General features: G+C 40.0%; 25 protein-coding genes. 5 read left to right on the top strand and 20 right to left on the bottom strand.

The window, feature by feature from the left end:
• Nucleotides 1-6: 6 nt before the first annotated feature.
• The 4 genes from H6G05_RS17745 to H6G05_RS17730 all read right to left on the bottom strand — a co-directional run bounded on the left by H6G05_RS17745 (nt 7) and on the right by H6G05_RS17730 (nt 2,430).
• The gene (locus H6G05_RS17745) at nt 7-1,464 is read right to left on the bottom strand and encodes a class I SAM-dependent DNA methyltransferase (RefSeq protein WP_190579908.1); all 1,458 of its coding nucleotides are present in this window, start codon (nt 1,462-1,464) and stop codon (nt 7-9) included.
• Nucleotides 1,465-1,661: 197 nt separating this feature from the next.
• Entirely contained in the window at nt 1,662-1,913 is a 252-nt protein-coding gene (locus H6G05_RS17740; RefSeq protein ID WP_190579906.1) for a hypothetical protein, read from the bottom strand.
• Nucleotides 1,910-2,122: a hypothetical protein gene (locus H6G05_RS17735; protein WP_190579904.1), complete on the bottom strand. Its 213-nt coding sequence runs from the start codon at nt 2,120-2,122 to the stop codon at nt 1,910-1,912. The genes H6G05_RS17740 and H6G05_RS17735 overlap by 4 nt, the downstream gene beginning before the upstream one ends.
• The gene (locus tag H6G05_RS17730) at nt 2,119-2,430 is read right to left on the bottom strand and encodes a hypothetical protein (RefSeq protein WP_190579901.1); all 312 of its coding nucleotides are present in this window, start codon (nt 2,428-2,430) and stop codon (nt 2,119-2,121) included. Before H6G05_RS17730 ends, H6G05_RS17735 begins: the two co-directional genes overlap by 4 nt.
• A gap of 264 nt (nt 2,431-2,694) precedes the next feature.
• Here H6G05_RS17730 and H6G05_RS17725 point away from each other — a divergent pair, with 264 nt between their 5' ends.
• Complete coding sequence (locus tag H6G05_RS17725; protein ID WP_190579899.1) at nt 2,695-3,150, top strand: helix-turn-helix domain-containing protein; 456 nt, start codon at nt 2,695-2,697, stop codon at nt 3,148-3,150.
• A gap of 15 nt (nt 3,151-3,165) precedes the next feature.
• Nucleotides 3,166-3,723, top strand: coding sequence for a PIN domain-containing protein (locus H6G05_RS17720; RefSeq protein WP_322096392.1), 558 nt, complete (start codon nt 3,166-3,168; stop codon nt 3,721-3,723).
• Nucleotides 3,724-3,914: 191 nt separating this feature from the next.
• Here the strand turns inward: H6G05_RS17720 and H6G05_RS17715 are convergent, their stop codons facing one another.
• The 7 genes from H6G05_RS17715 to H6G05_RS17685 all read right to left on the bottom strand — a co-directional run bounded on the left by H6G05_RS17715 (nt 3,915) and on the right by H6G05_RS17685 (nt 10,881).
• Nucleotides 3,915-4,352, bottom strand: coding sequence for a hypothetical protein (locus H6G05_RS17715; protein WP_190579898.1), 438 nt, complete (start codon nt 4,350-4,352; stop codon nt 3,915-3,917).
• A 90-nt stretch (nt 4,353-4,442) separates the two neighbouring features.
• Complete coding sequence (locus tag H6G05_RS17710) at nt 4,443-4,850, bottom strand: single-stranded DNA-binding protein (RefSeq protein ID WP_190579896.1); 408 nt, start codon at nt 4,848-4,850, stop codon at nt 4,443-4,445.
• Between the two features lie 115 nt (nt 4,851-4,965).
• Complete coding sequence (locus H6G05_RS17705; RefSeq protein ID WP_190579894.1) at nt 4,966-6,138, bottom strand: AAA family ATPase; 1,173 nt, start codon at nt 6,136-6,138, stop codon at nt 4,966-4,968.
• Nucleotides 6,139-6,251: 113 nt separating this feature from the next.
• Nucleotides 6,252-7,709: a vWA domain-containing protein gene (locus H6G05_RS17700; RefSeq protein WP_190579892.1), complete on the bottom strand. Its 1,458-nt coding sequence runs from the start codon at nt 7,707-7,709 to the stop codon at nt 6,252-6,254.
• A 64-nt stretch (nt 7,710-7,773) separates the two neighbouring features.
• On the bottom strand, nt 7,774-8,991 hold the full coding sequence (locus H6G05_RS17695) for an AAA family ATPase (protein WP_190579890.1): 1,218 nt from the start codon (nt 8,989-8,991) through the stop codon (nt 7,774-7,776).
• A 68-nt stretch (nt 8,992-9,059) separates the two neighbouring features.
• On the bottom strand, nt 9,060-10,118 hold the full coding sequence (locus H6G05_RS17690) for a DUF6744 family protein (RefSeq protein ID WP_190579888.1): 1,059 nt from the start codon (nt 10,116-10,118) through the stop codon (nt 9,060-9,062).
• Nucleotides 10,119-10,410: 292 nt separating this feature from the next.
• Nucleotides 10,411-10,881 (bottom strand): hypothetical protein, encoded by a 471-nt coding sequence (locus H6G05_RS17685; RefSeq protein ID WP_190579886.1) that lies wholly within the window; start codon nt 10,879-10,881, stop codon nt 10,411-10,413.
• Between the two features lie 662 nt (nt 10,882-11,543).
• Here H6G05_RS17685 and H6G05_RS17680 point away from each other — a divergent pair.
• A complete protein-coding gene (locus H6G05_RS17680) occupies nt 11,544-12,419 on the top strand; it encodes an alpha/beta fold hydrolase (RefSeq protein WP_190579884.1) in 876 nt (291 codons plus the stop codon).
• A 212-nt stretch (nt 12,420-12,631) separates the two neighbouring features.
• Here H6G05_RS17680 and H6G05_RS17675 read toward each other — a convergent pair whose 3' ends face one another.
• The 9 genes from H6G05_RS17675 to H6G05_RS17630 all read right to left on the bottom strand — a co-directional run bounded on the left by H6G05_RS17675 (nt 12,632) and on the right by H6G05_RS17630 (nt 22,049).
• Entirely contained in the window at nt 12,632-13,711 is a 1,080-nt protein-coding gene (locus H6G05_RS17675; RefSeq protein WP_190579881.1) for a Fic family protein, read from the bottom strand.
• Between the two features lie 97 nt (nt 13,712-13,808).
• The gene (locus H6G05_RS17670; protein WP_190579879.1) at nt 13,809-14,351 is read right to left on the bottom strand and encodes a hypothetical protein; all 543 of its coding nucleotides are present in this window, start codon (nt 14,349-14,351) and stop codon (nt 13,809-13,811) included.
• 85 nt (nt 14,352-14,436) lie between these two features.
• Nucleotides 14,437-15,156 carry a type I restriction enzyme HsdR N-terminal domain-containing protein gene (locus H6G05_RS17665; RefSeq protein WP_190579877.1) on the bottom strand — a complete coding sequence of 240 codons (720 nt, stop codon included), beginning with the start codon at nt 15,154-15,156 and terminating at the stop codon, nt 14,437-14,439.
• Nucleotides 15,157-17,151, bottom strand: coding sequence for a hypothetical protein (locus H6G05_RS17660; RefSeq protein WP_190404854.1), 1,995 nt, complete (start codon nt 17,149-17,151; stop codon nt 15,157-15,159).
• Between the two features lie 70 nt (nt 17,152-17,221).
• Nucleotides 17,222-18,361: a hypothetical protein gene (locus H6G05_RS17655; protein ID WP_190579875.1), complete on the bottom strand. Its 1,140-nt coding sequence runs from the start codon at nt 18,359-18,361 to the stop codon at nt 17,222-17,224.
• A 377-nt stretch (nt 18,362-18,738) separates the two neighbouring features.
• The gene (locus H6G05_RS17650; RefSeq protein WP_190579873.1) at nt 18,739-18,966 is read right to left on the bottom strand and encodes a hypothetical protein; all 228 of its coding nucleotides are present in this window, start codon (nt 18,964-18,966) and stop codon (nt 18,739-18,741) included.
• A gap of 89 nt (nt 18,967-19,055) precedes the next feature.
• Nucleotides 19,056-19,586: a GUN4 domain-containing protein gene (locus tag H6G05_RS17645; protein ID WP_190579872.1), complete on the bottom strand. Its 531-nt coding sequence runs from the start codon at nt 19,584-19,586 to the stop codon at nt 19,056-19,058.
• Between the two features lie 1,090 nt (nt 19,587-20,676).
• Nucleotides 20,677-21,549: a hypothetical protein gene (locus H6G05_RS17635; protein WP_190579870.1), complete on the bottom strand. Its 873-nt coding sequence runs from the start codon at nt 21,547-21,549 to the stop codon at nt 20,677-20,679.
• 32 nt (nt 21,550-21,581) lie between these two features.
• Nucleotides 21,582-22,049, bottom strand: a complete 468-nt coding sequence (locus H6G05_RS17630; RefSeq protein WP_190579868.1) for a hypothetical protein — start codon at nt 22,047-22,049, stop codon at nt 21,582-21,584.
• 280 nt (nt 22,050-22,329) lie between these two features.
• Between H6G05_RS17630 and H6G05_RS17625 the strand changes: the two genes are divergently transcribed.
• The gene (locus H6G05_RS17625) at nt 22,330-22,764 is read left to right on the top strand and encodes a hypothetical protein (RefSeq protein WP_190579866.1); all 435 of its coding nucleotides are present in this window, start codon (nt 22,330-22,332) and stop codon (nt 22,762-22,764) included.
• A gap of 18 nt (nt 22,765-22,782) precedes the next feature.
• The gene (locus tag H6G05_RS17620) at nt 22,783-25,173 is read left to right on the top strand and encodes an ATP-binding protein (RefSeq protein WP_190579864.1); all 2,391 of its coding nucleotides are present in this window, start codon (nt 22,783-22,785) and stop codon (nt 25,171-25,173) included.
• Nucleotides 25,174-25,292: the final 119 nt, after the last annotated feature.

The following is a 25,292-nucleotide window of genomic DNA, read 5'->3' as shown; positions in this document are numbered from 1 at the left end:
CCACAATCATACAAACACTTCCGTGCCTAACTCTTTCAAAATTTCTCGCAATTCACCCAATGCTGCCTCCAATTCGCTTATTGCCTCCTGAGCTAAAATTGCAGGTTCAGGTAAATCACCATTATTATCTGCATTTTCATCTTTTAGCCAAGAAATATCCAAATTATCACCACGTTCAGTAATCCAATCACGCGAAAACCTTCTAAAACGACCGTCTTCACCAGTATCAACACGTTTAGCAAGACTTATTGAATCGCCTAAAGCATCATCACCAAAAGCTTGCTCAAACTCAGAAAAATGCGATCGCATCAAAGATGTCCGTTTTCCAAATGAAGGTACATTTGATCGTAAATCATATACCCAAACCTCTTTAGTATTCCCTTTATCCTTTTTACCACGAGTAAAAAATAATACATTTGTCTTTACACCCTGAGCATAAAAAATTCCAGATGGTAACCGCAAAACGGTATGAAGATTACATTTATCCATCAATTCAGTACGAATTGACTTTCCTACATTATTTTCAAACAATACATTATCAGGTAAAACTACAGCAGCACGACCACCAGCCTTAAGCCCAAGATAAATATGCTGTAAAAAACAAAGCTGCTTGTTACTAGTCGGAAATTGAAAATCTGAGCGCTCTGGTATTCCCCCTCCTTTTTTGCTGCCAAATGGAGGATTTGTCAAAATTAAAGAAGCTTTTGGTAAACTTTCTCCATTTAGTGAAAGCGTATCACCATAATGGATACCTGCACCCTGGGGATCAAAATCCAATCCATGCAACATTAAATTCATTAATGCTAAACGATGGGTATCTTGGTTAATCTCCATCCCATAAAACGTATTAGACCGATACTTACGCTTTTGTCTCTCCGTCCATTTACTTGAATCGCTATGTTCTTGAATATATCGATTAGCTGCAATCAAAAATCCGCCTGTTCCTGATGCTGGATCTTGAATAATATCTTCTAGACTAGGACGCATTAGATGAACCATACTGTCAATCAATGGTCGAGGCGTAAAGTACTGCCCCGCGCCAGATTTCGTTTCACTAGCATTTTTCTCTATCAAACCCTCATATACATCACCTAACTCTTCTTTCTTAGTGCTGTACCAATCTAATTTATCTATTTCATCGACTAACATAAAAAGCGTTGTAGCTTTTCTAATCAAAGAGTTAGCATCACCAAAAATTTCTTTAGCCAGTGGAGAGCCATAAACACCAATATGACTCAGGATATTTTTATAAAACTTAAGCCGATTATCCTCATCTTGTGCCTTTAAATCATCCCACCGATAACCATCAGGAAGCTTATCCTCTGTATTAGTTTCTTTCGCCATTTTTAAAAACAGTAGATAAGTAAGCTCAATCACATACTGATAGTAAGTGACTCCGTCATCCTTAAGGATGTTACAGAGATTCCAAAGCTTCGCGACAATATCGTGGGTGACAGTACTCATAGGCTGAGATTTTAACCTTTTCTTAGCCCATAATTTTAGCCTATGAGCATTAATTTTGATTATTCACGCTTCAGTTACAGTAAAACTGTAAATATAACGAAATTAAACTTAAATAATTATTCCAATAACTATACTGATGTTGCTCTTAGTCCCTTGGCTTTGTAATAGGCTACTGGCGCGATCTCTTCTAATTTTTCTCAAAATCCTCGGATCGTCATCGGCGCGGCGATCGGGCTAGCTTTTTTCAGGTTGTCGATTGTCCTTTGAATGCATAGACTATATTTTTGTAATTCTTTGCTTGTTTCGTCAAAGTCCTCTAACCCGATTTCACTTAGCTCGATTAATTGAGTCCCTTGCTGTTGGTACTTCTCAATTTCCCAGAGTATCTCTAGCAAGGGGTTGATTTCTTCTGGAGCTTTCATCAAACTAGCGATCGCTGTCTCGCTCATGTTATGCCTTTTGTCCCTGCGAGTTTACAGACATCCACAAGGATATCGCCGTTGGCTTGCACGGTTCTTTCGATTTTCGAGTTCTTGATTCCTTCAAAATACAGGCTGAGAGTTGCCCTAATTTGCTCATCGCTACTGCCGATTTCAGGTGGTACGGGAATTGTCTGTCCTTCAATCTTGATGTTATAGTTCACTGTTGTTTCCCTCATAGTAAGGTCATCTGTTCTGGTTTTGAGGATACTAAAGATCTCTTGGTGATAGCGATCGGTTCTAGGTTTTCTTCTTCAATGGTCGGGATTTGATTTGCCAACTCACTGGCGGCATAGGCTTGGATTACCTCGGCTAAAGGTAATGGGATTGGTGCTAGTTCATTCAAGCTTATCGTCCGAATCAAGGGCATTCCCTGCTCTCGGCAAATAGAAATTATGACCATTCTCTCGGTTGAGTCGGCTTCTGGCAATATTTCAAGGCACAGCTTTAGTCTGTCTTTATCTAAGTCGATTGCTGGGTTGGTCATGGCTTTTTCGCTAATGGAATTATGTTTTTCTCCATCAGCACGAGCGCTAGCCTTATTTAATTTTCAGTCGATTTATCTTGACCTTCGCAGTAATGTTTTTATTAAGTTTTTTGGAAGTATAAAATTATGATTGTTTAACTGCAACTTGTAAAAAATGGTGCGATCGCCTTGCATGGCAATCATCATTTCGTTTATTGCGTTTAATATGTTAGACTTTAAGCAAAATTCAAGCAATCTAAATACAAAACTATCTGAGGTTGCCCGATGGTTGCCATAACCCAGTCTTTACACATTCCTACCGAAGAAGAAACCGAAATTTCTAAAGAAAGCAGCCGTATTCTTGCTTCGCATATTAGCGAAGGTGTCTGTCATCTCAAAATCGTAGAAGCTGATGGCAGTGAAGAAACAGCCACAATCCCTGCGGCAGCCTATCGCCTATTTATAGACATTTTGACCCAGATGTCCCAAGGCAACGCCGTAACAATCATTCCCATCCATGCCGAACTCACTACCCAAGAAGCCGCAGATTTAATCAATGTCTCACGTCCTTTCCTAATCAAACAACTAGAAGAAGGCTTAATTCCCTATCACAAAGTGGGCAAGCATCGCCGAGTTCGTTTTACTGACTTAATGGAATACAAAACCAATATTGATGCCGCTAGAAGCAAAGTTTTAGATGAGATTGTGGCAATATCTGAAGAGCTAGGACTATATGACTAGCAAGTTTACAGTAATATACATGCCTGTGTCCTTTATCCTAACTATCTTAGAGATATTCTCATTCAATTAGCGATCGCCGATCTCTTTAGAGCTAAATGGACTAACTTAATCCATGACGAATGGATTCGCAATCTCATCGAAAATCGTCCTGATTTAACAAAGGAAAAGCTAAATCAAGTCAAAGATTTGATGAATAGTCAAGTTCGAGACAGTTTAGTGACTGATTTTGAACAACTAATTCCATCCTTAACATTACCCGATCCTAACGATCGCCATATTCTGGCGGCAGCAATTGTGGCTGAAGCTGATGTTATTGTCACCTTTAATCTAAAAGATTTTCCCGATCTGAATATCAGTCAGTATGGAATCACAGCAAAGCATCCAGATGATTTTATTGCCGATTTGATTGGCTTAAATCCTTTCAAAGTTATGGCAGCAGTTGAGACTTGTCGGCAACGCTTAAAAAAGCAACCCAAAACTAGCAATGAATACTTAGAAATTCTGTTAAAGCAGGGGCTACCCATCTCTGTGTCAATGTTAAAAGAACTCCAGAATAATCAAAACATAATGTAAAAAAAGCAAGGAAATACTATAACATCAACCTCCTCCGAAGTGCGATCGCCTATCAGCGCAATGCAGGATCTAAAGCCAATAACTCAATAACAGACATCAAAAAGACAGGTTACATCCTGACTGAATAGATAGATTTGACAAAAAAGTAAAACCTTCACAAGGAAGATTTTACTTTTTGTAGAGATTGCCGATTAAGCAACAAGTTGCCTGTATCTTGGTTTCACGTTAGGTTTGATGCCTACGGGAATCGGGATACGTGCTGGGAATACTCGCAGACGTTCTTCTGTAAACACTCGAAACTTGGCGGTGTGATGTCTACCGCTATTGTTGACTGTCAGGTATACTCGCTCATCCAGAATTGCTTCAATAGTCGCATCTGGTAATTCTGGGCGGGGATACAGTGGGAATATTTCCTCATGTTCTTGCAAGAATAATTCCACAATCTCAACAAAGTGTTGTTTGGTCTGTTCAATGTCAAAACTAGTAATCAATTCTAAACCACACCATTGGAAGAATGCTTTCTGCTCGATGCTGAATGAATATCTCTTGGCTTGAGCTACCCATTCGGTTCCTCGACGGGTGGTTCGAGTCGATAGCAAACCTTGATAGCCTTTGTGAGTGTAAATCATAGTTAATTTCTATTTTTCTTAGCTGGTCAAGAGCCTTGAGCGATAGCGACTAAAAAAAGCAGAGAGCAATATTGCTCTCTGTTTGTTCAACTAGAAGTCATCATAGAAAGGGGTTGATTCTTGATACTCTTCGTCTTCGGCAGACTTCTTCACAACATCAATGAAGTTTAGAGATTGGGCATGAATCACAGTCCGCGCATGATGCTTCTTGTCTTTCTTGGACTTATACTCTTCAGGCTGAGTCAGAACTCCCGTAACTTCGACGAAGCGTCCAGATTCTGCACGTTCTTCGGCATATTCCGCAGTTCCATTCCAGCAGACTACCTTCACCCAAAGCGGTTCTTGGTTGATCCAATTACCATTATTGTCGCGACGAGGTTTGGGCTGTACAGCGAGGCTGAAGTCTAGTACGTCTTTGCCGCTGGTCTTAGTTTGACGTACTTCAGATACGTTGCCGACATAGCCAGAGAGAACTACGAGATTAGTAGAATTACACATGAGTTTTTTCCTTCTATTTAGGAATCAGGTCACGGACTTCTACGCGATAGCGTATCTTTAAAAAACAATAACTCTCTCATCCAATTTAGATAGAGAATTATTGTTTTTGTGTTTGCTAGAATTCCAGTTGGTTGGCGATATCTTTGGCGATCGCGGCATATTGTCCTGGATGCCGCGATGTCGAAATGTCGATCAGATTCTGGGCTAGTTCGGTGGTGTATCCTTTCAGCCCTAACCATTCCCGCATCAGTGCTTCACAGACGGCTTTGATCTGCTCAGCGGTCATGTTTTCACTGTTGAATTTTGGCTTTGTGCCACTTTCATCGGCTCCATATAGGTCAATGCTAGCTTCAATCACTTTGCTGATGTTTTGTTGGGTAATGGCAAGTAATGCTTTGAAAGCAGCTTTGGCGGGGTTATCAGGTTTGCTGGAATTAGTTTGAGGATTGGCAATTGGCTTAGTCTCCACGGCTGTTGCTACATGACCATTGGTACTAGCAATTTGAGATACATGACCATTGCTGCTGGCAACGGCGGCTAGCTCAGGCTGTACCTGTGGTTGCTGGATAACTGAACTTACAGGTACAGCGATCGCTGGGATAAAAGCATTTTTGTTGGCTGGAGTGTCATCACTAAGCCATGTCTGAATCATTTCGGCAAACTTCTTCCCTGGTTTTGGAAAAATACCATTACTAATTTCGGGACATCGGCTTTTGGAGATTGTGAGTGTGTTCTGGTCATCTAGTAAGCCACAGATGTCCAGTTCATATTCGCTGCCTTCCTTTTGAATTGGTGCTGTGCCAATCTTGCGGACACTGGTGATTTTCTGCTTGCCACCAACTTCAGCAGTGTTAAAGTCATACTCGATCTTCGATCTCATTGTGGCAATGATGTGACAGCTTGAGCTGATGATTTTATCCCATAGTTGGCGTTCGATAGGACGGACTTTTGCCCAGTTCCTCACGTCACTTCCCACTGCGTCTAGTTCGGCATACCATGCATGGGATAGGGAGTCGATAATTAGGTAATCAAATCCTGATTCTTCGGCGCTTTCAATGGCGTTGTAATATTGGCTGGGACCAAATTTGGTTAGTTCTAGTGATTTGAAGTCAAACAGGTTGGCATATTTACGGCTAGAGCCATATTCGGTATCAATCAGTCCAATCTTTTTGCCCAATATTGATGCTAGTTGCAGGGCAGTGTAGGTTTTGCCACAGCCTGGTGGTCCGTACAGTGCCATGCGAAGTTTGATGTTTTCTTTCGTTGCTTTCTGAAATAAGTAGGTCATAGATATTTCTCCATGTTGAGTAAATAATTTGGTTTTTCCTTGCGAGCCTCGCTAGAGGAAAAGCCAGAATAGGCGGCGCGATGCGCCGCCTATTCTGGCTTTTAAATGTTTGTTTAGATGCTGTATAGACAGTCGGATACTTCGCTGTCGTCTGTGAGATCTTCTATTTCCACATAGCGATCGCATAATTTGTTGATCGTGCTTTCGTAGTTGCTAAGGTTGCCACAGGTAATCAAGATGCCATAGCAGCTAAATTCATACTTTTTCCTGTCTGCTTGCCATTGCTCCATGAATATGGATGATGGGTTGTCTAGTCCATCGGTGATTAACACCACGTCGGCTTTCTTGGTTTGTTCGTGCTGTTGGATTGATGCTAATGCTCCCGTTAGGGCGGATGTAAAACTTGTACTGCCGCCGTTGTAGAACTTTTCGATGCAGTCAATCACGCGATTGGTATCGGGGATTTCGCCTGCAAAGTCGTCGATCCGCTCCACTACATCTGTGAAGTGCAAGATGCGGCAATGGCGCTTTTGACTGACGGCGATACTCAATAGCGCGAGGGCGATTGCTTTGCTCCAGATTTCTGCTTGACCTTGCATCGATCCACTCGAATCTAGACAAATAATGATTGGTCCTCTGGCTAGGGGTTCTCTGCTGATTAGTTCTCGTTGCAGGAGCGATCGCTCGATATAGCCTTGGGCAAATATCGGAAATAGTGCGGGTTGGGTGAGTTTGACTAACTCACAAGGCAGTAAGCGGGTTAGGTCGTTGCCTGTGGTTACTCCTACTATTTCGGTGCGTCCTTCTTTGACTTTGCTGCGTTGTATCTTGGCAGCGATCGCGATTTTCTTTCCTGCGAGTTCGGCGATTACTTGCAGTTTTGGCGATGCTTGAATTCTCTGGGCTAATTGGATTTTGTCGGCAATTTTTAGTTGGGTTTCGTTGCTGTAATTGTTGCCTCCACTGAAGGCTGATAAGCTCTCAGCAATGGCTTGCATTTCGGCTTCGGCTTTTCTAATTCCTGCGATTAATGCGGTTTCGATTTCGGCATTGCTAATTGAGTCGGCGTAGGCTTCACAAGCAAGTCGGACTTCTAGACCTTGTTGTTTTAACTGTTGAATTTTTAGCATCAGTGCTGCATTGGGTGTCTGCCCTTGCAAAGCTTCAAAGATGCCCCGCAGTTGTTTTCTGATTACTTCTGGGTCTTCTAATGGCTCGGCTGGTTCTGGCAACATTTCGACGATCACAATGCATAGGGCGGTTGTGCCAATACCTGAGAGGAATTCATCTCCGTTCAGGCGGTTGCTAAATTGTTGGAATACTTCTAGTTCGCTCATCTGTTGGTGGATGGCGATCCAGATTTTGTTTTCGGGTTTGATGGCGCTATCTTCGAGTCGGTTGGGTTGGCGATCGTACAGCCGATGATAGGTTTCGCTAACAAAGGTTTCAAAGTTGTAGATTTTGAGATCGCCTTCTTCGATAACATCATTCAGTCTGGGTGACTTTTCTTTAAAATCATCTATACATAACTCTGTCCATTTGGGGATTACATACACTAATGGTTCTTGCATTTTTGTTCTCTAGAATCTGGATAATTTAAGAGAGCAGATTATCTGCTCTCTCTTGGTTGGTTCTCTACGCGCCGTACATGATTTCACTGACTTTCGCTAGTAATGGTTTCTTCTTGGATTCGATTTCGGCGATCGCTTGTTGGGCTTTCTTTGCCCTGTTTGGGTGTTGAGCAATCAGGCTTTGCAGTCTGTCGATCATGTTTCGCATATCGGACAATACTCCTGAGCCTTCGGTTGCCCAATCATCTTGCTGTTTCTTTGTGCCATAGGTGGGACAGTTTCCCAAGTCGGACAGCTTTTCGGTGATGGCGGCGAGGATTTCTTGAGCTTGGATATTCACGGGATTGCCAACTTTGGCAACGATTTTTCTGATCAGTGCTTGCTCTCTGGGATGGTTCCAGATTACATGGTTGAGAATTTCAAAGCTGTCTTCGCTGACTTCGGGTTCTTCTTGCAAATAAGCATAGGCTTTGAGAATGGTGACAATCTGCACGTATTTTCTGGTGCTGACGATGTAGTTTTCTTTCTTTAGTTCTCGTTGCAGGTCGATCAGGGAGTCGATCACTGGGGCAGGAAATGTCACGTTTTTCACATCGGTTTGCATTTGCTCTAGTTCGGCTAGGCTCAGCATGGTGGTGATTTTGGGTGAGTAGATGTTGCCAGTCTTGCGAAGCAGCAGTATTCGCAGATCTTCATCGCCCAAGTAATCCACCATGTACCGCAGGCTCAGCCGATCCCAGAATGCTCCGTCTTCTTCTCCATCTAGGAGTTCGTTGGAGCAGCCAATCATGGTGATTAATGGTGACTGGAGTTTGGTTTTGCCGTTGAGAAATTCTCGTTCATTCATTAGTCCTAGTGCGGAGTTACGGACAATGCTATTTGCTTTGCCGATTTCATCCATTAACGCTAGGTGCGCTTCGGGTAACATTGCTTCGGTGTCGCGCACGAATTTGCCTTTTTGCAGTTCGGCGAGGTCGGGTGCTCCTAACACTTCTTCGGCGACGGTGGTTTTAGTCATCAGGTAATGAAAGAAGGTGGTTCCTGTGATTGCATCAGAGACGGCTTTCGCAAGTTCAGTTTTGCCTGTGCCTGGTTTTCCTCCTAAGAAAATATGCATTTTCGATAGCAGTCCCACCATGATCAGGTCGATCGCTTCGCTGCGGTCTAGGTAAACGTTTTGCAATTGTTCTCGCAGTTGTTGTAATTTCTCCAAAGGCGATTTATTGGTTACGGTCAATGCGGTGATATGTCCATTGTTCTGGGCGATTTCGGTAGCTATCATTGTTGAGTTCCTCTTGATATTTGATATTGAATAGGGAGTAGCGCGTTGGCTACTCCCGAGATCCTTCGCTAGAAGCCGAGATCGAATAGGTTGTCTGGGTTCTCTTCTGTTGTTTCAGGAATTAGGCTGGTTTCAATGGAGTAGGTTTCTTCTGATTCACAGATACTTGCTTCTGCTTGATGGGATTGCGCTTCTGGACTTTCAACTGCTGTATTTGTCGCAATTTCATCCAATACGTTCAGGCAACGTTGGCGCAGTTTGGCGAGTTTGTCGGTCAGAGCATCGGAGCGAAACTGCAATAGTTCAGACAGCATTTTGGTTTTGTCTTCTACTTCCCGATATACCTTGAGTTGGTTCTTCAGGGTGCTACCTTTGGTCTCTGATACTTTTTGAGGATCTAGCAGTTCGTCTAGGTAACTGGACATCGACTGCACTTCCTTTTCAAGGGATTGCCTCGCGATGATGTCCATGTCACCGATGCCTGCGATCGGCATCCAGCGGATGTTGTTTTCGCGGTGAATTAGGGGTAGCAGTTCGCGAAAGGCGGTTAATTCTAACCGATAGCTTCTTGCCACAAAGTATGTGCCGCCTCGTTCTCGAAATGGCACTCCTGATTTTTTGACAAATTCGGTCAGCATGGCACGGATTTCTTTGCTAGTGATTTCTTGGCTCCATGTGTACCATTTGTCGAAGGTGGTTCTGGCGATGTCGATCAGGGATTCATTGTCACTACTCCAGTCTTCTCGGTTCCAATTGGTTGTCTCGTTACTCTTATCGAAGCTATAGGACGCAAGTTGGTTATAGCGCAGCTTTTTGTCTTTCTCGTTTTTGTTCTCTAAGACAAATCCATAGACTAGTACGCCATTATTGGAGATTTGACGAATAAGGAGATTGTGGTTACTCAGTTGGGTCTGGGTTTTGGTGCGGGCATTTTTAAATGCACTCAGCTTATTTGGGCTTTCGGGGAGGTAGCTGAAGTCAAGATTTACTTGCTCGGCGGCAAGTTTCAGAGTGGTTTCACTGAGTCTGGTTTCAGCACTGATTGACCATGCGATGAGGTCGCCTAAATATTCGGCTCCTTTGTCAATCAATGCTTGCTGCGTGGCGATCATGGTGGCTGTGTTCATGGCTTTTTTTTTGACTGTTAGCTTTTGGCTTTTGGGATGTTGTAGATTGAGGCTGAACTAAGCGCTAAGCGCTAATTGCTTCCTTCTTCTAAATTGGCGACGGAGTTGCTTGTGGATGATTTTTGGGTACTTTTTTTCTGAATTATGCTGTTCTGGTTGGACAGCGATCTCTAGTCGCAATCGTCCGCACAGGATGCTTTTGTATCTTTTGGTGGTCATATTTGACTCCATAACAAATTAGCCTCCTGATTTACATCGGGAGGCTTTTGGATGTTGCATATTGGGATTGGATTTAGTCTGGCTTATCTACGGCAAATTCTGCTTGCAGTCTGTTTTTATTGACTTCATAGGCTTGTTTAGCGGTCAGGAATGGATGTGCGATCACATAGGAGCTAAATCCGCCATCGGTGCGGATAAAGCAGACTACAACTTGGTTGTCAGGTTTATATTCCCTGATCTGTCTCTTCTCTTCCTTTTGGAATGGGTTGGGATATCCCGATTCTTTGGCAATGCGATCTGCTGTGGCTTGGCTTAGATAGCAGCCATAGCTTTCGGAGTTCAGCCATTTTTGATAGGGGCTGATGCCGATTTGCGATTCTTTCGATTTGCTGACATCGATGATGATCGCTCCTCTTCCTTCGCTTTCATAGCCGTGCCATGCTACTGCTAGCAGTAGTTCAAGGTTTACACGAATGAATTCCACATGGCTTTGCCGCGATTCGCTGCCACTGGGTAAGTCAGATGCATTATATTTCCACACCATTACTTGGCTCTACTCCTTATATTCGTCACGAAACTCCTGCTAAGGACTTTTGACAGACCTTTGTGATAGAAAATTAGCTTACCCATACTCTTGTAGTAGAATGGGCAAGTTTAGTTCAATTGCACTGGTTTATATGTTTAAATTTTTCAGTGCAGTCTTGTATTTTTCCACTTTCTAGCATTTGCTGAATTGTTCCAGATTTTGAAGGCAAGAAAGCCACTGCATCTCGATTGCATTCGATAATTTTGCACCCATAATAGTCTTTGAGCCTAGATGCTATCTTTTTTATTGATAACTTGAAACTCACTATTACATAATATAGCAATGTAAGTTTTGCTTAGGACATAAAACCCAAAAGAAGAGGGGCGGCGCTTCGCGCCGCCCCTCTTCTTTTGGGTTTTGATTTTTGTCCGAGCTATCTCTTACGTTGCTATATTTGCTATTTTTATATAGTGACATTTGGCAATTTTCTTTGTTCATTTTTACATCTCAAATCTTCACAGACTTTTAGCGATAGCGCATTTTTCTGAAAGCCTTCAAAATTATGATGCGAACTCGGAAGAATTTGCATAAGCTAAGATTGAGTTACAGCTTTGCTTTATTTTCTTAAGTACCTGAAAAGTTTTTTAGCCTGTAGTCTACTCAAATATTGATGACGCATTATGACCGATCGCCATACGATTGAACTGCCAAATTTACAATTGTCATATCTATCTTGGGGACAGGGGAAAGAGCCTGTTCTATGTTTACATGGCATGGCGGACTGTGGTCTAGTTTGGTCACATTTTGGGCAGTTTGTTACGTCTCAAAGCGATCGCTATTGTGTTGTCGCTCCCGATCTACGTGGACATGGAGAAAGTACCAAACCTACTGATAATTACTCCTTTGAGAGCATTATTGATGACTTAGAAGGCTTAATGCTATCTCTAGGATGGCAAAGTGCTCATATTATTGCTCATTCATGGAGTGCCAAAACTGTTTCCCTTTGGGCACAACAATCACCACAACGTTTTCGTAGTTTGATTTTTGTCGATCCCTTTTTCATGGGACGTTTCCCTTGGTGGGTAAGACATACTTTTCCTCTTTTCTATCGCGTCTTACCTTTCTTAAAAATTGTGGGCACATTCCCTACCTACGCCGAAGCCGAGAAAATTGCTCGAACCCTTAAGCAATATCGTGATTGGACTCCATTCCAAGAAGCTGTCTTTCGGGCTACGATTGCCGAGCAACCAGATGGTTCTTGGCGCAGTAAGTTTCCAGTTCATGCACGAAATCTTATTTTTGAAGCAATTTTAGGAATTGACGGGCTAAACCAATCCATCACTGTACCAACTCTTTTTGTCCAACCAAAGCAAGGACTAAACCAATCTGAATGGCAGCTTAAACCCTATAAAATCTACTGCTCAAATCTCCAAATCTGTAAAGTGGATGGAAACCATTGGGCTTTTTTAGTCGCACCAGAATCTTTTGATGAAGCGATTCTCCAATTTCTATCTAACATTCAGCGTGAGTTAGGAGATTGCTCAAAATCAGGATGAATTTATCTCAATGCCCAACTTGTCAAATTTATCGCAATGGTTGCTCAGTACATCCTCAAGATGTTATGGGAGATGATTGTCTTGATTTCCGACTGAGGTATGAAGTAGAAAAAGTCAAACTAAAGCTGACATGTATAGAAAAGCAGGTTTTTCTATACATGTTTTCATAATATGTATAGAAAAACCTGCTTTTCTATACATATTATGAAAACTTACTTTCCATGCACATTACTCAATAAGTTAAACAGCGCAATGTTAATGTAGTAGTTATCCCGTCCTAGTTTTTGCCTACTCATCAATCCTATTCTGGTCATTTCGTTTAAGTATCTTGTTGCAGTGAGGCGCGTTACCTGTAAACTTTGGACGACAAATTCTACTTTGCTGTAGGGATGACTAAAAATAATGTTGAGCAAATCTTGACTATAGATTTTGGGTAGTTCTCCTCTTAATTTTATTTTGTATTGCTGCATCAAATCCCTAATGCTGTGAATTAACACTATGGTTTGTCGAGAAGTCTGCTCAATCCCTTCTAGCATGAATATTAGCCAGTCTTCCCAGTTTCCTTCAGTGCGAACCTCTTGTAACAAACGATAATATTCAGTTTTAGATTGGTTGATATAGCGTGAAAGATACAGGACTGGACTACCGAGTAAGCCTTGCTTGACCAGATATAAGATGTTGATGATTCTTCCTGTTCTGCCATTGCCATCATAAAACGGATGTATGCTTTCAAATTGATGATGGATTACTGCCATTTTGATGAGTTCGTCCCAGTCACAGAGAATATCATCATTTATAAATTTTTCGAGATTACTCATCAACGCTACTATTTCGTCATAGTGCTGAGGTGGTGTATAAACTGTCTCTCCTGTCTGATCGTTCTTCAATGCAGTGCCAGATAGTTTGCGGTAGCCAGCACGATTTTCTTCTATACAAGCGTGTATTTTGAGAATGTCGTTGTTCGTCAATAGTCCCGTCTGTTTAACTTGGATAAATCCATTCCGTAAGGCTGTGGCATAGTTATATACCTCCTTTGCGGCGAGACTAACAAACTGCTCGGCAAGACTATCGCTTCGATACAAATCATCATGGGTTGTGATGATATTTTCAATTGCTGAGCTATCTTTCGCTTCTTGTAAAGATAGAGTATTAATCAAGATGCTTTGGTTAGGAATACTTGCGGCAACTCCTTTTAACTCGGCAAGTGCTTGATGTGCTTTTGCCAGTTTTTTTAAGACTGCTTTGCTTTCAATATCGATATCTAAAGGCAAAGTTGGTAATGCGTTGTCCATTAATAGAATGGTTCTTGTTCTGAGGATTATCTAGTAAAGTCATAGCACAGGAGTAAGCATCCGCCAAGCAAATACTTACTCCAATACCTTAATTAATTTAGAACAATGTCAATTGTTCTCTTTGCTCTTTTGTGTTCTTTGTTGGAATCATAAGTTGTTTGTCTAATAACGTAAATTCAGACATTGATTTGCTTTCAGTCAAATTTGGTAGTTTCACGCTACTCATGGGTAGTTCCAGATCTCCGACAAGTTGCGCGATTTGCTCTAGCCAGTTTTCTGAGTCTGGGGCTACCCAATCCTCAAACTGTCTCTGCCTCAATCCTTCAATGATCGCTGTTGATGGTGGCTCTAGTTGAGATGCCCTAGAGTCTCTTTCCCAGAAGATTTCTCGCGATTCTTCCAAGTCTTCTCCCTCTAATGCATAGTCGGCTCCACTATCATCTACAGGAGATTCATTGGCGATCGCATCAAACATCTCCTTCAAGAATCCTAACCGATTTGATTTCTGCTCGTATTCCTGTGCTTGATCAAAGGGTTGACTGACTCGATTTTGGAGAATTGGCAGTTCTTGTCTATCTCGTTCGAGAGTTTCTTGCGCTGCGGTTAGCTTAGCGGCGATCGCATTTCTCACCACGTACAAGAGTGAATTATAGAGATCAGTAAAACAAAACCTGATAACAAACACAAAAGTCAGATGAATTTAGTTCACACTTTTTTACACTTAGTTAATGACCACAAATTGAAATCAACTTAATAAAATCATTTTTTCTAATTTTTGGTTGATTTTTCTTTGATTTTACTCCACATAAATCAAAGAAAATATAGTCCATTGAATGTGACACGAAAAAAGTATCTATTGGCATTTTATAAATAGAACATTGAAATGTAATAGTATTGGATTTTCCATATTTTTCAATTAGCTTCAAAAAGCTATCAATATTGCCATTTCTGGCATCTTCAAAAAGATCTATATCCTTATCAAAGTTATCTTGGATCAAAACCTTATCTAGTTCACAAAGAGTTAAATTAGTCTTGATAAAATTATTATTTTTTGAATATATATACAACTGTCTACAGTTCGTCAATATACCATTATTGCAAGAATTTAAGCTTAAATATTTAAGCAACTGAGATTCAAAATTTAAAACATCAACAAATTGATTCTTTACCTCAATTATTAAAATTGGAGGACAGGCAGGCTGAAAATATTTAATTTTATGCTTCTGATATATAGCAATATCTAAATTTTTATACTCCACCTTAATTACATAGTTGTCAGCATTAATATTAGTAAAGTTAACTAAATACAAGATTAATGCTTGCCTTACTCTTTCTTCTGGGTATAAAACTACTCTTCTTTTTCGGATTAGACAGTCTGTATAACTAATGTTATTAATTGAGTATTCATAGATTTCAATCGAATTACCAAAGCAATTTACAGACATCTACTTAGAGACAAAAAAATCTAGAATTATTTGTATAGTGTTTTTCCATTCTCTCTCAGAATACTCTTGTAGTAACCTGCTTGCAGAAACACCCGTATCCAGTATTTCTAATTTTCTACGTAAAATTGTACAAACATCTTGATTATATCCAGCCCCTTTTCCCCTTCGATCAATTAATTCTGCCCAAAAAATTTGATTTTCATTATTACTTCTTAAAAAGCCCTCTATTTGACGACCGACCCTGCTAACAAATGCATCATATTGAATTTCAAATTGCCTTTTTATTTCAGGAGTCAAGCTATCTATTTCTTTAAGAGATTCACCTAATTCATTAATTATTTGTTCAACATCATTCTTCAAATTCCTTGTAAACTTTTTGAGCATCTCATTCTCATCAAGCCCTTCTGCTACAATTTTCGCATCAAAGAATGTATCAAATCCTCTTTCCTCAAAAGTTCCAAATCTCCTATGAATAGCATCTTTTGTATTCCAAGCTTTATAATTTTCTGAGTAATACTCAACATATTTATCAATAAACTCTTCATAAATGAAGCTAGGAATTCGCTTGTCTAAACTTTGGACATCTTTTAACTTAGCAACTGCTATTTCTATTAGCGCAACTTCTTGTTCTGATAAAGTTTTCCCTTCCTGCATTTGCTGAAAGCTATTTCTAATTTCACATACTTCATTGATTAAGGTATCTTTTCTATTTTCAATGACATAGTTTATAGCGAAAACCACTTCATTTTTCATGTCTTGAACATCTTGCTCATCATAGTCTCGTTCTATTCTACCCTTTTCGTCATAGCACTGAAGCGCATCATAAAACAGGATGTTATCTTTAAGAAAGTTAAGATTTAGCCTATCAAAAACACTTTGAACAATTCCTTTCTTAATTTCTATTCCTACTTCTCTAGTCCCGTCTCCATCATTTTCTTTTTCAGGCTCACCTTTACGTGGCATGACAAATGAGACGAATCTATTTTCATATTTTTTTGAGTGTTGACTTAAAAAATACTTCATCAATTCGCGAACATTGGTTTCAGGTGAATCGCTATATGTAGAAGTAAAAAGACAAATTACATCTTCTCTTTCAATATAGTCTAGAAGATCTGCTCTTATCGGACTCTCATCTATACCCTTTGTATCAATAACCGAATCAAAACCGTCTAGTTCAGACAAGCCAAAAATTTGATTGTTGATGTAAATGAATATCGTCTTGGGAATAGACAAAGATGGAATATCAGCTTTATTAACTTTATCAAAAGTTTCTTTAAGCCATTGTTTAGGATCAACTACCTCAGGGCAAAAAATTAGACTATTTACTCTGTCGTAACATCGTTTATCTAAATCGGCATTTTCAAAGGCATATCTTTTGAATTCTTCTAAAGATACCTCTTTTGCTTTTTCTTCAGCCAAATCAACTGTTTTGGAAGTGATTTTTCCATCTTCTTCTTTAATTTTTTTTGTGATTTTATTTAGTTTTGTTATTGAGCGAAGAGCTCTTTCCATTTCAGTTGAAATTACATCATTATTAGATTTTTCACAATAAAAAGAATCACAGAAGTCATTAATTAATAGTTCTAGTTTTTCTCTATCGTAAGGGTCAATTTCAATGTATATATTTTTAGCAGATTTAATAATTACTTCACTTATTGTTGTTCTACCAGATGCAGTTGACAACAATGGTTCTACAACTTTTATACTTACTTTACCTTTTTTAGTCTCAATGTTTTTATCAATAGCTTGAACTAGATTAAACAAATGGCATATAGCTGTTGTTTTACCAGCACCAATTTTACCGATAAATACAATTTTATATTTCTCAATATTCAAAATATTGCTTATTTCATTTAATCGACTGAGTTTAGATAGCAAGGATTTTTTTCGTATATGCTCAAAAACATTGCTTTTATCATCATTGATATTGTCGATTACACTTTGGATCTCGGTTTTTAACTCAGGAATTGATATGTTGTTTTTATTTAAAATCATGTTTTTATTTAACCTAGCTTATTTTTACACAATAACACAATTAACTTGTTTTTTATTTAGCAAAATTTACTCATTGGTTGGTAGGCTCAGAAGGAAATTTGACGGTGCTGGTTCCTGCCTGACTCAGTAGTTGTTCGCTAAATTCTTTGATTACATCTTCGGGCAACCATGTTGTGCCTAGCCTGACGCGGATCGTGTTATGCAATAGCAGTTTTAACTCTTCGGCTGTCATCGCATTGACATTAATACCTAGCTTTACTGCACAGCGCACTTTGATATCTACGTCTGGAGTTTCGGGTAAACAAGGGACAGGTTGATTGCTGCTAATGGTGTTATGGTATCTGTTGATGTCCAGCCAATTGGGAACTCCGCTTTCTTGCCATGCAACGATCTTATTAAGTCGAGCGACGACATTGCCACTGATGAATTCTTCTCTGGTGATCCATTCAGCATTAATGGTTTCTTGTACTGTTACTGGCGGGATTGTGCCGTTGTAGAAGATATCGCCTTCTAGTTCACTAATAACGGTGCTAATGCTTTTGTCGATGAGGTTAGCAATCCAATCTAAGTCGATAAAGCTTTTGGCATCCAGACACTGGACTAGAGCATCTTTGGCATTATCTGCTCGATATCTTGGAGTCGCTCTAACTGTTCTTTGATTGAAGATTGGGGCTTTAGCTGGGCTTTTGCCTTTGCCTCGGTCAATTTCCAATGCTCTCAATCGATAGTAGTTGGGGTCTTCTTGGAAGATGCTGAGATTCTCTTTGCTGGTGAAATGCCCGAATCTAATTGCGAACTCATCATATTTTTGATTGAGAATTTGGCGCAGTTTGGCTAGTTCTTTTTCGTCTTCGTACTGCTGCATTCTCAGCACTAGGTCGAGGATCTTTGCCACAGACATGGCGGCGCGAATGCGTTGTTGTTGGTTTGCAACTAGTTCTAGCTGATAGTCGGTGCGCCGATAGATTTGTCCTTCATGTTCACAAAAGGCATTCGGCAGCACTTTTTGTAACTGTGGGGGGATCTGGATTATTTTGGTTTGAGTTACTGCTGGTTCATAGAATTTAGCGATCGCTTTTCCAATCTTACTAATCTCTGCTCTCAAGTCAAAGTTTGCTGGAGCAGTTACTCCTAAATGCTCTCCGCCGTATAGTTTTGAGACGGTCAGTTCTCCGAGGATATTGCGGAATTTCAATGGGGATGAAGTCATGGGCTTTTTCTCAATTAAAAAAGCGAGTCAATCTCCTTGATAGGATTGACTCGCTTTGGTGTTTGAATCTGTTAAATACTCTCTAGTACAGCCGCTAGGCTAATTCTTTAACAAGCCCATTTTTTCACAAAATTATTGAGTTATACCTGCATTGCAATCCCTATTATCACTCGTTTCTACTATTTTGATAAGAGTTGCTGATGCCTGAATTTAAGATCCTTCTAATCGACATTAGTAACATTAGATTTTTAAGCTTCCCATCTACATATGGTTTAATCCCAGCTACTGCTATCGCTATTCTCTTCATATACATAGTGACATTGAGGACACATCCCCGTAAACATTGGGTGAGTCATAAAGATTTGATACTGCTGCACTCAAGTCAATTGAGAAACATGATCAGTTTCATAAGTAACTGGCAATTTTACGAGTTGCTGCTGATCGTCAAAAGTATAAACATCGGGACACCATAATTCTTCCCTGCTTCTTTCGCCTGTAAAATCTGGACAAGAATCACTGCTAACACCTTTTGGATGGATCGCACAGACAAGGCAGGCACTATGGGCATTGTTGGTGCAGTGATCGCAGCCGGGTATTTTAGGCATTGGCTTTTGACTTTTATAGATATAGCGATCGCTTAATTTTCTAGTGGAATTTTTTCAAGATTGGCTAGGATGTCAGCTTTTAAAATTTGTTAATAGTCAGGGTATAGATTACTAAAAACCCATCCCAATAAATAACCATTATGAAAAACCCAGCCTAGCTCTTGTTTGCCAACTGTGGGTAAATGACCTTTTGGAGCATTAATTGCATAGGATGTCTCACGGTCAAAACGCCATTCGTAAACACCTGCACTTAGCCATCCAAGAACAATAGCTAGCGCAGTCATGGGAACCCACTTTCCTACTATGGGATATTTTTCTTTAACTACTGCCTTCCCTAACTCTTTTGTCTCAGCAAGAATATCTTGATAAATTTGCCATTGGACACTAAAGCCAAAATGACCATTGCTATGCTCGACCCAAAGGCGATCGATTTCTTTTAGTTCTTCCGTTGAGAAAGCTTTAATTTTTGGAATAAGTGCTTTCCTGACAGTTGAACCAGAATCGATTTTGAGATCTTCTGGGTTAATTTGAAAAGTCAATTTTTTGGTTTCTAAATCTGCTTCCCGCCAGTTTTGGGCAACGAGAAGATCTTGCAGCGTTTGATGGTGAGAGTAAAGCATAGACGGGATTTTCAGGATGTTGCAAACGTTTATATCCTATGGCAAAGTCTGGTTTTTGGGGACTTGTTCTATGGGAAAGCTGCCATTAATTAGGATGTCACGCTATCCGTTACAAAGTGAGATCGCATCTTGTAACACATGGCGATCCATACCTAAATCACCTTATTCAATCTGTGCAGTAACCATTTGACTTGAGATAAGAATTCATCATTAATTTGAGCATAATGGGTTTATTAATCAAAAGACTTATTTCAAATGACATAAATATTAAGCTCATCGTGAAAAAGGCTTGCAAAACAAATGGCACAATGTTAAGTTTCATTACACGCAACAGAACTTAAACAAAAAAACTGCTATGTCCCCTATTTTTTCTCCTAACTTCAACAACTTTGAAAATATTAGCCAATCTCAAGCTTGGTCTCTATTTTTTGCGTTTGGAAGAAATTCTAGCCTTTTAGGTTCAGGACGCTCTAATGGTCGCCTTTTCACTTTAGCTCTGACAGCAATAGTGGTTGCATCAGTTGTGGAAGTATTAATTTCATCTATCTAGCTCAAGCTTCTACTAATCGAAAGATGATTGCAAAGAAATGATTTTAAAATTTATTGTTGCATTACTTACCGCCAAGACTTCTCGCAAAAAAAGAGCATTTCCAAAAGAGAAAATCAGAATATCTAATGCGCTGCGGTTTTTATAAATAGCGTTCTATTGTCCTTTTCCGATATGGCGATCTGTAAAAATGTGGCAATAAAATTTCGTCTTATTTTACGAAACATACGATCGCCCCAAAATTTGCGATCAGTACTTTCAGCCCAATCGTCAAGCAGACTTTGCACTAAAGTTTAATTCTCACATCATAGTAAGAAGCACCCTAGACATTATCTAGGGTGCTTCTTAGTGTATTCACTGGAGGCATTGTGGAGACAGCGATCGCAATGGGGGATTTTGGGCATGGTTTTGCAACATTAGGCGATCATTGTTCTGGTGGAAAATTGAAACAATAATTTCTACCAGAACAGGCGTAAATATTTACAGTGGTTGGTCGTTTTGAGAAATTCTCTGTGTGATCGCTATTCTCCGACGATAACATTACTACTTCGGTTGAATGGCAGGTAGTGCTGTTGAGTCACAGATCTTGAATAGATTCCATTTTTCCCTCCTAGTTTTTGCCTCAAAAGTCATTTGATGATCGTTTTTTAATGCATAAACATAGGGGATTTTTTCTTTGTCGGAGATTACCACTGTTAATGATTGACTGTTTTGAGCGATCGTATATGGGAATTCAGAACGCGCAAAATTCTGCGTCTCATCAATAGATAGCCAAATCATTTTATTGTCTGAGGTAAAAATTGCTCTCACTACCATCGCTCGGGGTACAATCATCAACCAAGTTCCAAGCACTGGATTTTTTGGCGAAGAAGTTAGTTCAGAAGTCTCGCAAGCCTTTCTTAATTTAAGCTTTTTGGAATAGTAAGATCCTGTGGGGTTGAATAAAGTAGCTTTACCACCTGCCAGCACTTGAACGTCATAGTTTGTGGTCACTTGATCGCTAGTTGTAACTGCTAACTTCTTACCGTCAGCAGAAAAAACATACTTGGCGATTTTCTCAGATTCTATTCTGTCTTCATAGGCAACGATTGGCAAAATCATTACTTGCCCATCTGCGGTGAAACGCATTCTAGAGACACCTGAATTACTATCGTCAGAGATCCAAATACCAGTTAATGGATTTGGTGGTTTAACAGCTTGTATTTCAGGACTATTGGCGAGGATAGAGATAGAAGCAGTAGTGACAATACCCAGCAAAGCTTGATTGATATTCAACATAATAGAGAATGGCATTGTTTCATAAAATAGGGACTGCGGTGGTGCGGCATGATAAGTTGAAACTACATACCAAGAAACACCATAGACATGAAAAGTATGCACGATTAACAGCAGTACGATCGCATCTTGTAACACCACCCGATCCTCTGTGCGATCGCCACCCTTAACTACTACTTTTTCACTACTTCAACAGATTGGGCACGGAAAACACGGCTGGCAATGCCTGTGTCATAACCATTGGCTTTTCTGTAGTCCATAGTTCCCCGCAAACGCAAAGTATCACCAGCTTTTAATGTAAAAACTACATCAGCTTTTTTATGTTCAATAACTACGGAATAAGCTTCTAAAGCTCCTAACTGATTAAAGCTCGGCGGCTGTCCCAATGGCATCACTCGAAACATGGTCAATCCGTCAAGTTCGTAAGCCGAAAATACATAGTATCCCCCCGACCCAACGCCTACAAAACTGACCTCTGTGGTGACATCGCAACCAGTAAAAATATCTGCCTGTGCCGTAATTTGAGCAAAATTCTTTAACTCCCCAGCCTTGGGACAATCTGCCTGAGCCTGAGCCACATTGCCAATTAGTGACATGGCGATCGCAGAGGCAACAGTGGTCAAAATTTGCTTGGCAGTCATGGTGTATTCCTTGTTGCGTTCTAGGGGAAAGTCGATAACTCAATATTCTCACGCTATCCGCTCCAGTGGCGATCGCAGTTTGTAACGGCTAGCGATCCATATAAATAATTTACCGTGACAAAATAATTACAGTAAATTTTAAGTTTCTTTGAGTAATAAAACAAACATATAATTTAAATGATTTAATTTAGAATAATTCGACAAGTAATTTCGACAAGTAATAATGTTGTATAGCCGTCGAATTTAGTTTTATTGCTATTAAATAATTAGGCTGAATCATATGGATATCGCAGCATTGTCAGCTCTACTTAGTTCATTTTTGCCCTCTTTAATGAAACTGGGAGGCAAAGCTGTTGAAAGTGCCTCTAGCAAGATTGGTACAGATGGTTGGGAGATGGTTAAGAAAATCTGGGAAAAGCTCCATCCAAAGTTAGAAGCAAAAGACGACGCAAAAATTGCTGCGGAACAAGTAGCAGCAAAACCAGAGAGTGAAGCTCGTAAAGCGGTATTTAAAGAAGAATTGGAAACCTTACTTAAGGAAAATCCAGACTTAGCTAAGGAGATTTCCCAAATTCTGGCAGAAACGGATTCAGATAACAAATTTGGGTTGCAAATTAATCAGACAGTAACAGGTAACCAAAACCAAGTCATCGGTCAGGTTACAGGTGGCAAAGTATTTGGAAATGTTAAAGGAAATGTGACCATCAGCGAGTAAATAAAGGAATCGAGCGCTATGTCTGATGATTTGCTAAATCCGAATGTTTTGTCTCAGATTAATCAAAGAGTAGATGGCGATCGCAGCCAAATGATCGGTGAAGTTTATGGTGGAATCATAGTTTATGTTAGTGGTGGGCAGGCGATCATAAATCCTCCTACAACCGAAAGCCCAGTAGCTAAAGCTAGTTCTTCAGATATCGGAGCTAACCCATATAAAGGTCTAATGGCATTTCAGGAATCTGACAGCGCTAATTTCTTCGGGAGATCGCGAGATATCCAACATCTATGGGAACAATTTTGTGACTTACAAAACAAAGAGACTCGTTTGTTGCCTATTTTTGGCCCTTCGGGTTCAGGTAAGTCTTCCCTAGTTCGTGCTGGACTGATTCCTTACTTGGGATACCATCCTTTGCCAGTGAAGGAAAAAGCAAGAGTGGCAATATTAGTTCCAAAAACGCAACCTCTAGAAGCATTAGCTACAGTGCTAGCACGAATAGCTGAAAATGACTTAATTCCAGTAAAGAAGACAAGGGAATTTGTAGAAGAGTTAAAACTCAAGAATAAATCAGGTCAATATGATGGGTTGCAGAGAATCGCTAGTGCCTTGCCAGAAATTGACATAACACCATTAATTATATTGGTAGATCAATTTGAAGAAGTCTATTCCCAATGCAAAGATGACAGTATACGAGATGCCATGATTGGCAACTTGCTCTATGCAGCAAGTGATAGATCTCAATATGTCTCAGTTATTCTGACAATGCGTAGTGACTTTTTGAATGAGACGCAAAAGAATTCGACTTTAAATCGGTTGTTCTCAACGCAAGGTTTCTTAGTACCAACAATGGATACGCAGTGTTTACAAGAGGCGATCGCAGAGCCAGCAAAACAGGCGAAACATCCACTTGACGAAGCGACTGTAAAGCTTTTAATTGAGCAAACTGAAGGTCGTGGAGGAGCCTTGCCATTACTCCAGTTTGCTTTATCTCAGATTTGGGAAGGTAAGAGGCAAGGAGAAACTCCAATCGCGACAATAGAGCGAATTGGAGGAGTAGGGGGAGCTTTAGCTGGTGAAGCACAACGTATTTATGAGAAATTTAGTCCTATTGAGCAGCAAATTGCTCGAAGAGTTTTTTTGATCCTAGTGCAACAGGTTAAACTTGGCGATACGATCAAATACACTCGACACAGAGAAATGATTGCAAATCTTGTATCTTCTTTGGGGACAGCAGAACAAGTTAAACAAGTAATAGGTAGTTTTGCAGCCCCAAAGGTAAGACTGATTACTCTCTCTACTCAACCAGATGGAGAAACGGCGGAGATAACCCATGAAGCTTTATTTCGTCACTGGCAGTTATTGAGAAATTGGCTTGAAAACAACCAAATTTTTCTCAATTGGCGCGATCGCTTACGAATAATTATCAAACAGTGGGAAATAAATGGATGTGATCGCGAAGCTTTGTTAAGAGGTAAACCATTGATTGAGGCTGAAGATTGGCTTCTGAAACAGAAATCTGACTTAAGCCAAACTGAGAAAGTATATATTCAGGCAAGTGTAGAAGACCGCACTAACTGGCAAAAAGCCTATAAAGCTCGTCAGCGATTAGGAATAAATCTTGCCATATCAATAGCTGTATTATCAGTTGCAGCTTTGGTAGCTATATTGTTTGCATGGCATCAGCAACAGGAAGCTCAAAAAGCTCAAAAAGCATTCTTACTCGGTATTGAGCCACCTAGCCAAGAGCTTCTCAAAAAATTGCCTAGTTTGTTGGAAGAAGCAGATAAGCTAAGCTCTACTAGACAAGAAGAAAACATTCAATTAGCACTTGCATACTATCGCAAAATTCTGACAGATACAGTCTCGCTAAATAAGACAATTCAAACCACTCCTACACTGTTTCAGAATCAAGATAAGCAAATTATCAGGGTAATTGCGAAAAAAGCTGAGGATGGAATTGTCGAGACTATTCGACAATCTCGGCTTCCACAATTAGAAGTTGAACTCAATAATAAAATGTTTGGGAAAGTTAATGGTGATGCTTCTATGACAGATATTGAAAATGCCCGATCTGGTGCATTACGGACTACTTATAAAATTTTAATGTCTGACTTTGGTGCTAAAGCTGATTTGAACGGTAATGGGACAATTGACAATGCGGAAGAGGCAGAGCGTTTTCCTTGTGAAACATTTAAAGATATTGAGCATTTATGGAGAAAATATACAAATAAACGTTGTGGCTGGTATGGTTCAATCGACAAAGATTCAGAACCTACTTGTACCGAATTAGGTAAACAAACCCTTGTTAGTTCAATTTTTACTCCACCCATTAGTGATATTGAAAACAGTTTGGATAAATGCCTAGGTTTAACAAAACCGCTATCAAACCCAAATCGAAAATCAAAGTAGAATCATGGACTTTAGAACGTAAAGAATCAGGTAAGAAATTGACAAAAGAGTCAAAGTGGTTAAAGTAAAGGGATGAAAGAACCACCACAATATGAACGAGAAGCACTAGAAAACATGCC

Origin of the sequence: Phormidium tenue FACHB-1050 (genome assembly GCF_014696925.1) — a bacterium.
In the GTDB taxonomy this organism is placed as follows: Bacteria; Cyanobacteriota; Cyanobacteriia; order Pseudanabaenales; family Pseudanabaenaceae; genus Pseudanabaena.
This window is presented reverse-complemented; position numbering and strand designations above follow the sequence as displayed.

What these genes read in the sequence shown, in the direction of transcription:
- H6G05_RS17680 (WP_190579884.1), top strand. Translation starts at nt 11,544, where the DNA reads ATGACCGATCGCCATACGATTGAACTGCCAAATTTACAATTGTCATAT.
- H6G05_RS17730 (WP_190579901.1), bottom strand. Translation starts at nt 2,430, where the DNA reads ATGACCAACCCAGCAATCGACTTAGATAAAGACAGACTAAAGCTGTGC.
- H6G05_RS17745 (WP_190579908.1), bottom strand. Translation starts at nt 1,464, where the DNA reads ATGAGTACTGTCACCCACGATATTGTCGCGAAGCTTTGGAATCTCTGT.
- H6G05_RS17650 (WP_190579873.1), bottom strand. Translation starts at nt 18,966, where the DNA reads ATGCCTAAAATACCCGGCTGCGATCACTGCACCAACAATGCCCATAGT.
- H6G05_RS17740 (WP_190579906.1), bottom strand. Translation starts at nt 1,913, where the DNA reads ATGAGCGAGACAGCGATCGCTAGTTTGATGAAAGCTCCAGAAGAAATC.
- H6G05_RS17630 (WP_190579868.1), bottom strand. Translation starts at nt 22,049, where the DNA reads ATGACTGCCAAGCAAATTTTGACCACTGTTGCCTCTGCGATCGCCATG.
- H6G05_RS17675 (WP_190579881.1), bottom strand. Translation starts at nt 13,711, where the DNA reads ATGGACAACGCATTACCAACTTTGCCTTTAGATATCGATATTGAAAGC.
- H6G05_RS17705 (WP_190579894.1), bottom strand. Translation starts at nt 6,138, where the DNA reads ATGACCTACTTATTTCAGAAAGCAACGAAAGAAAACATCAAACTTCGC.
- H6G05_RS17685 (WP_190579886.1), bottom strand. Translation starts at nt 10,881, where the DNA reads ATGGTGTGGAAATATAATGCATCTGACTTACCCAGTGGCAGCGAATCG.
- H6G05_RS17715 (WP_190579898.1), bottom strand. Translation starts at nt 4,352, where the DNA reads ATGATTTACACTCACAAAGGCTATCAAGGTTTGCTATCGACTCGAACC.
- H6G05_RS17660 (WP_190404854.1), bottom strand. Translation starts at nt 17,151, where the DNA reads ATGATTTTAAATAAAAACAACATATCAATTCCTGAGTTAAAAACCGAG.
- H6G05_RS17665 (WP_190579877.1), bottom strand. Translation starts at nt 15,156, where the DNA reads ATGTCTGTAAATTGCTTTGGTAATTCGATTGAAATCTATGAATACTCA.
- H6G05_RS17625 (WP_190579866.1), top strand. Translation starts at nt 22,330, where the DNA reads ATGGATATCGCAGCATTGTCAGCTCTACTTAGTTCATTTTTGCCCTCT.
- H6G05_RS17620 (WP_190579864.1), top strand. Translation starts at nt 22,783, where the DNA reads ATGTCTGATGATTTGCTAAATCCGAATGTTTTGTCTCAGATTAATCAA.
- H6G05_RS17735 (WP_190579904.1), bottom strand. Translation starts at nt 2,122, where the DNA reads ATGAGGGAAACAACAGTGAACTATAACATCAAGATTGAAGGACAGACA.
- H6G05_RS17645 (WP_190579872.1), bottom strand. Translation starts at nt 19,586, where the DNA reads ATGCTTTACTCTCACCATCAAACGCTGCAAGATCTTCTCGTTGCCCAA.
- H6G05_RS17700 (WP_190579892.1), bottom strand. Translation starts at nt 7,709, where the DNA reads ATGCAAGAACCATTAGTGTATGTAATCCCCAAATGGACAGAGTTATGT.
- H6G05_RS17690 (WP_190579888.1), bottom strand. Translation starts at nt 10,118, where the DNA reads ATGAACACAGCCACCATGATCGCCACGCAGCAAGCATTGATTGACAAA.
- H6G05_RS17710 (WP_190579896.1), bottom strand. Translation starts at nt 4,850, where the DNA reads ATGTGTAATTCTACTAATCTCGTAGTTCTCTCTGGCTATGTCGGCAAC.
- H6G05_RS17655 (WP_190579875.1), bottom strand. Translation starts at nt 18,361, where the DNA reads ATGACTTCATCCCCATTGAAATTCCGCAATATCCTCGGAGAACTGACC.
- H6G05_RS17725 (WP_190579899.1), top strand. Translation starts at nt 2,695, where the DNA reads ATGGTTGCCATAACCCAGTCTTTACACATTCCTACCGAAGAAGAAACC.
- H6G05_RS17695 (WP_190579890.1), bottom strand. Translation starts at nt 8,991, where the DNA reads ATGATAGCTACCGAAATCGCCCAGAACAATGGACATATCACCGCATTG.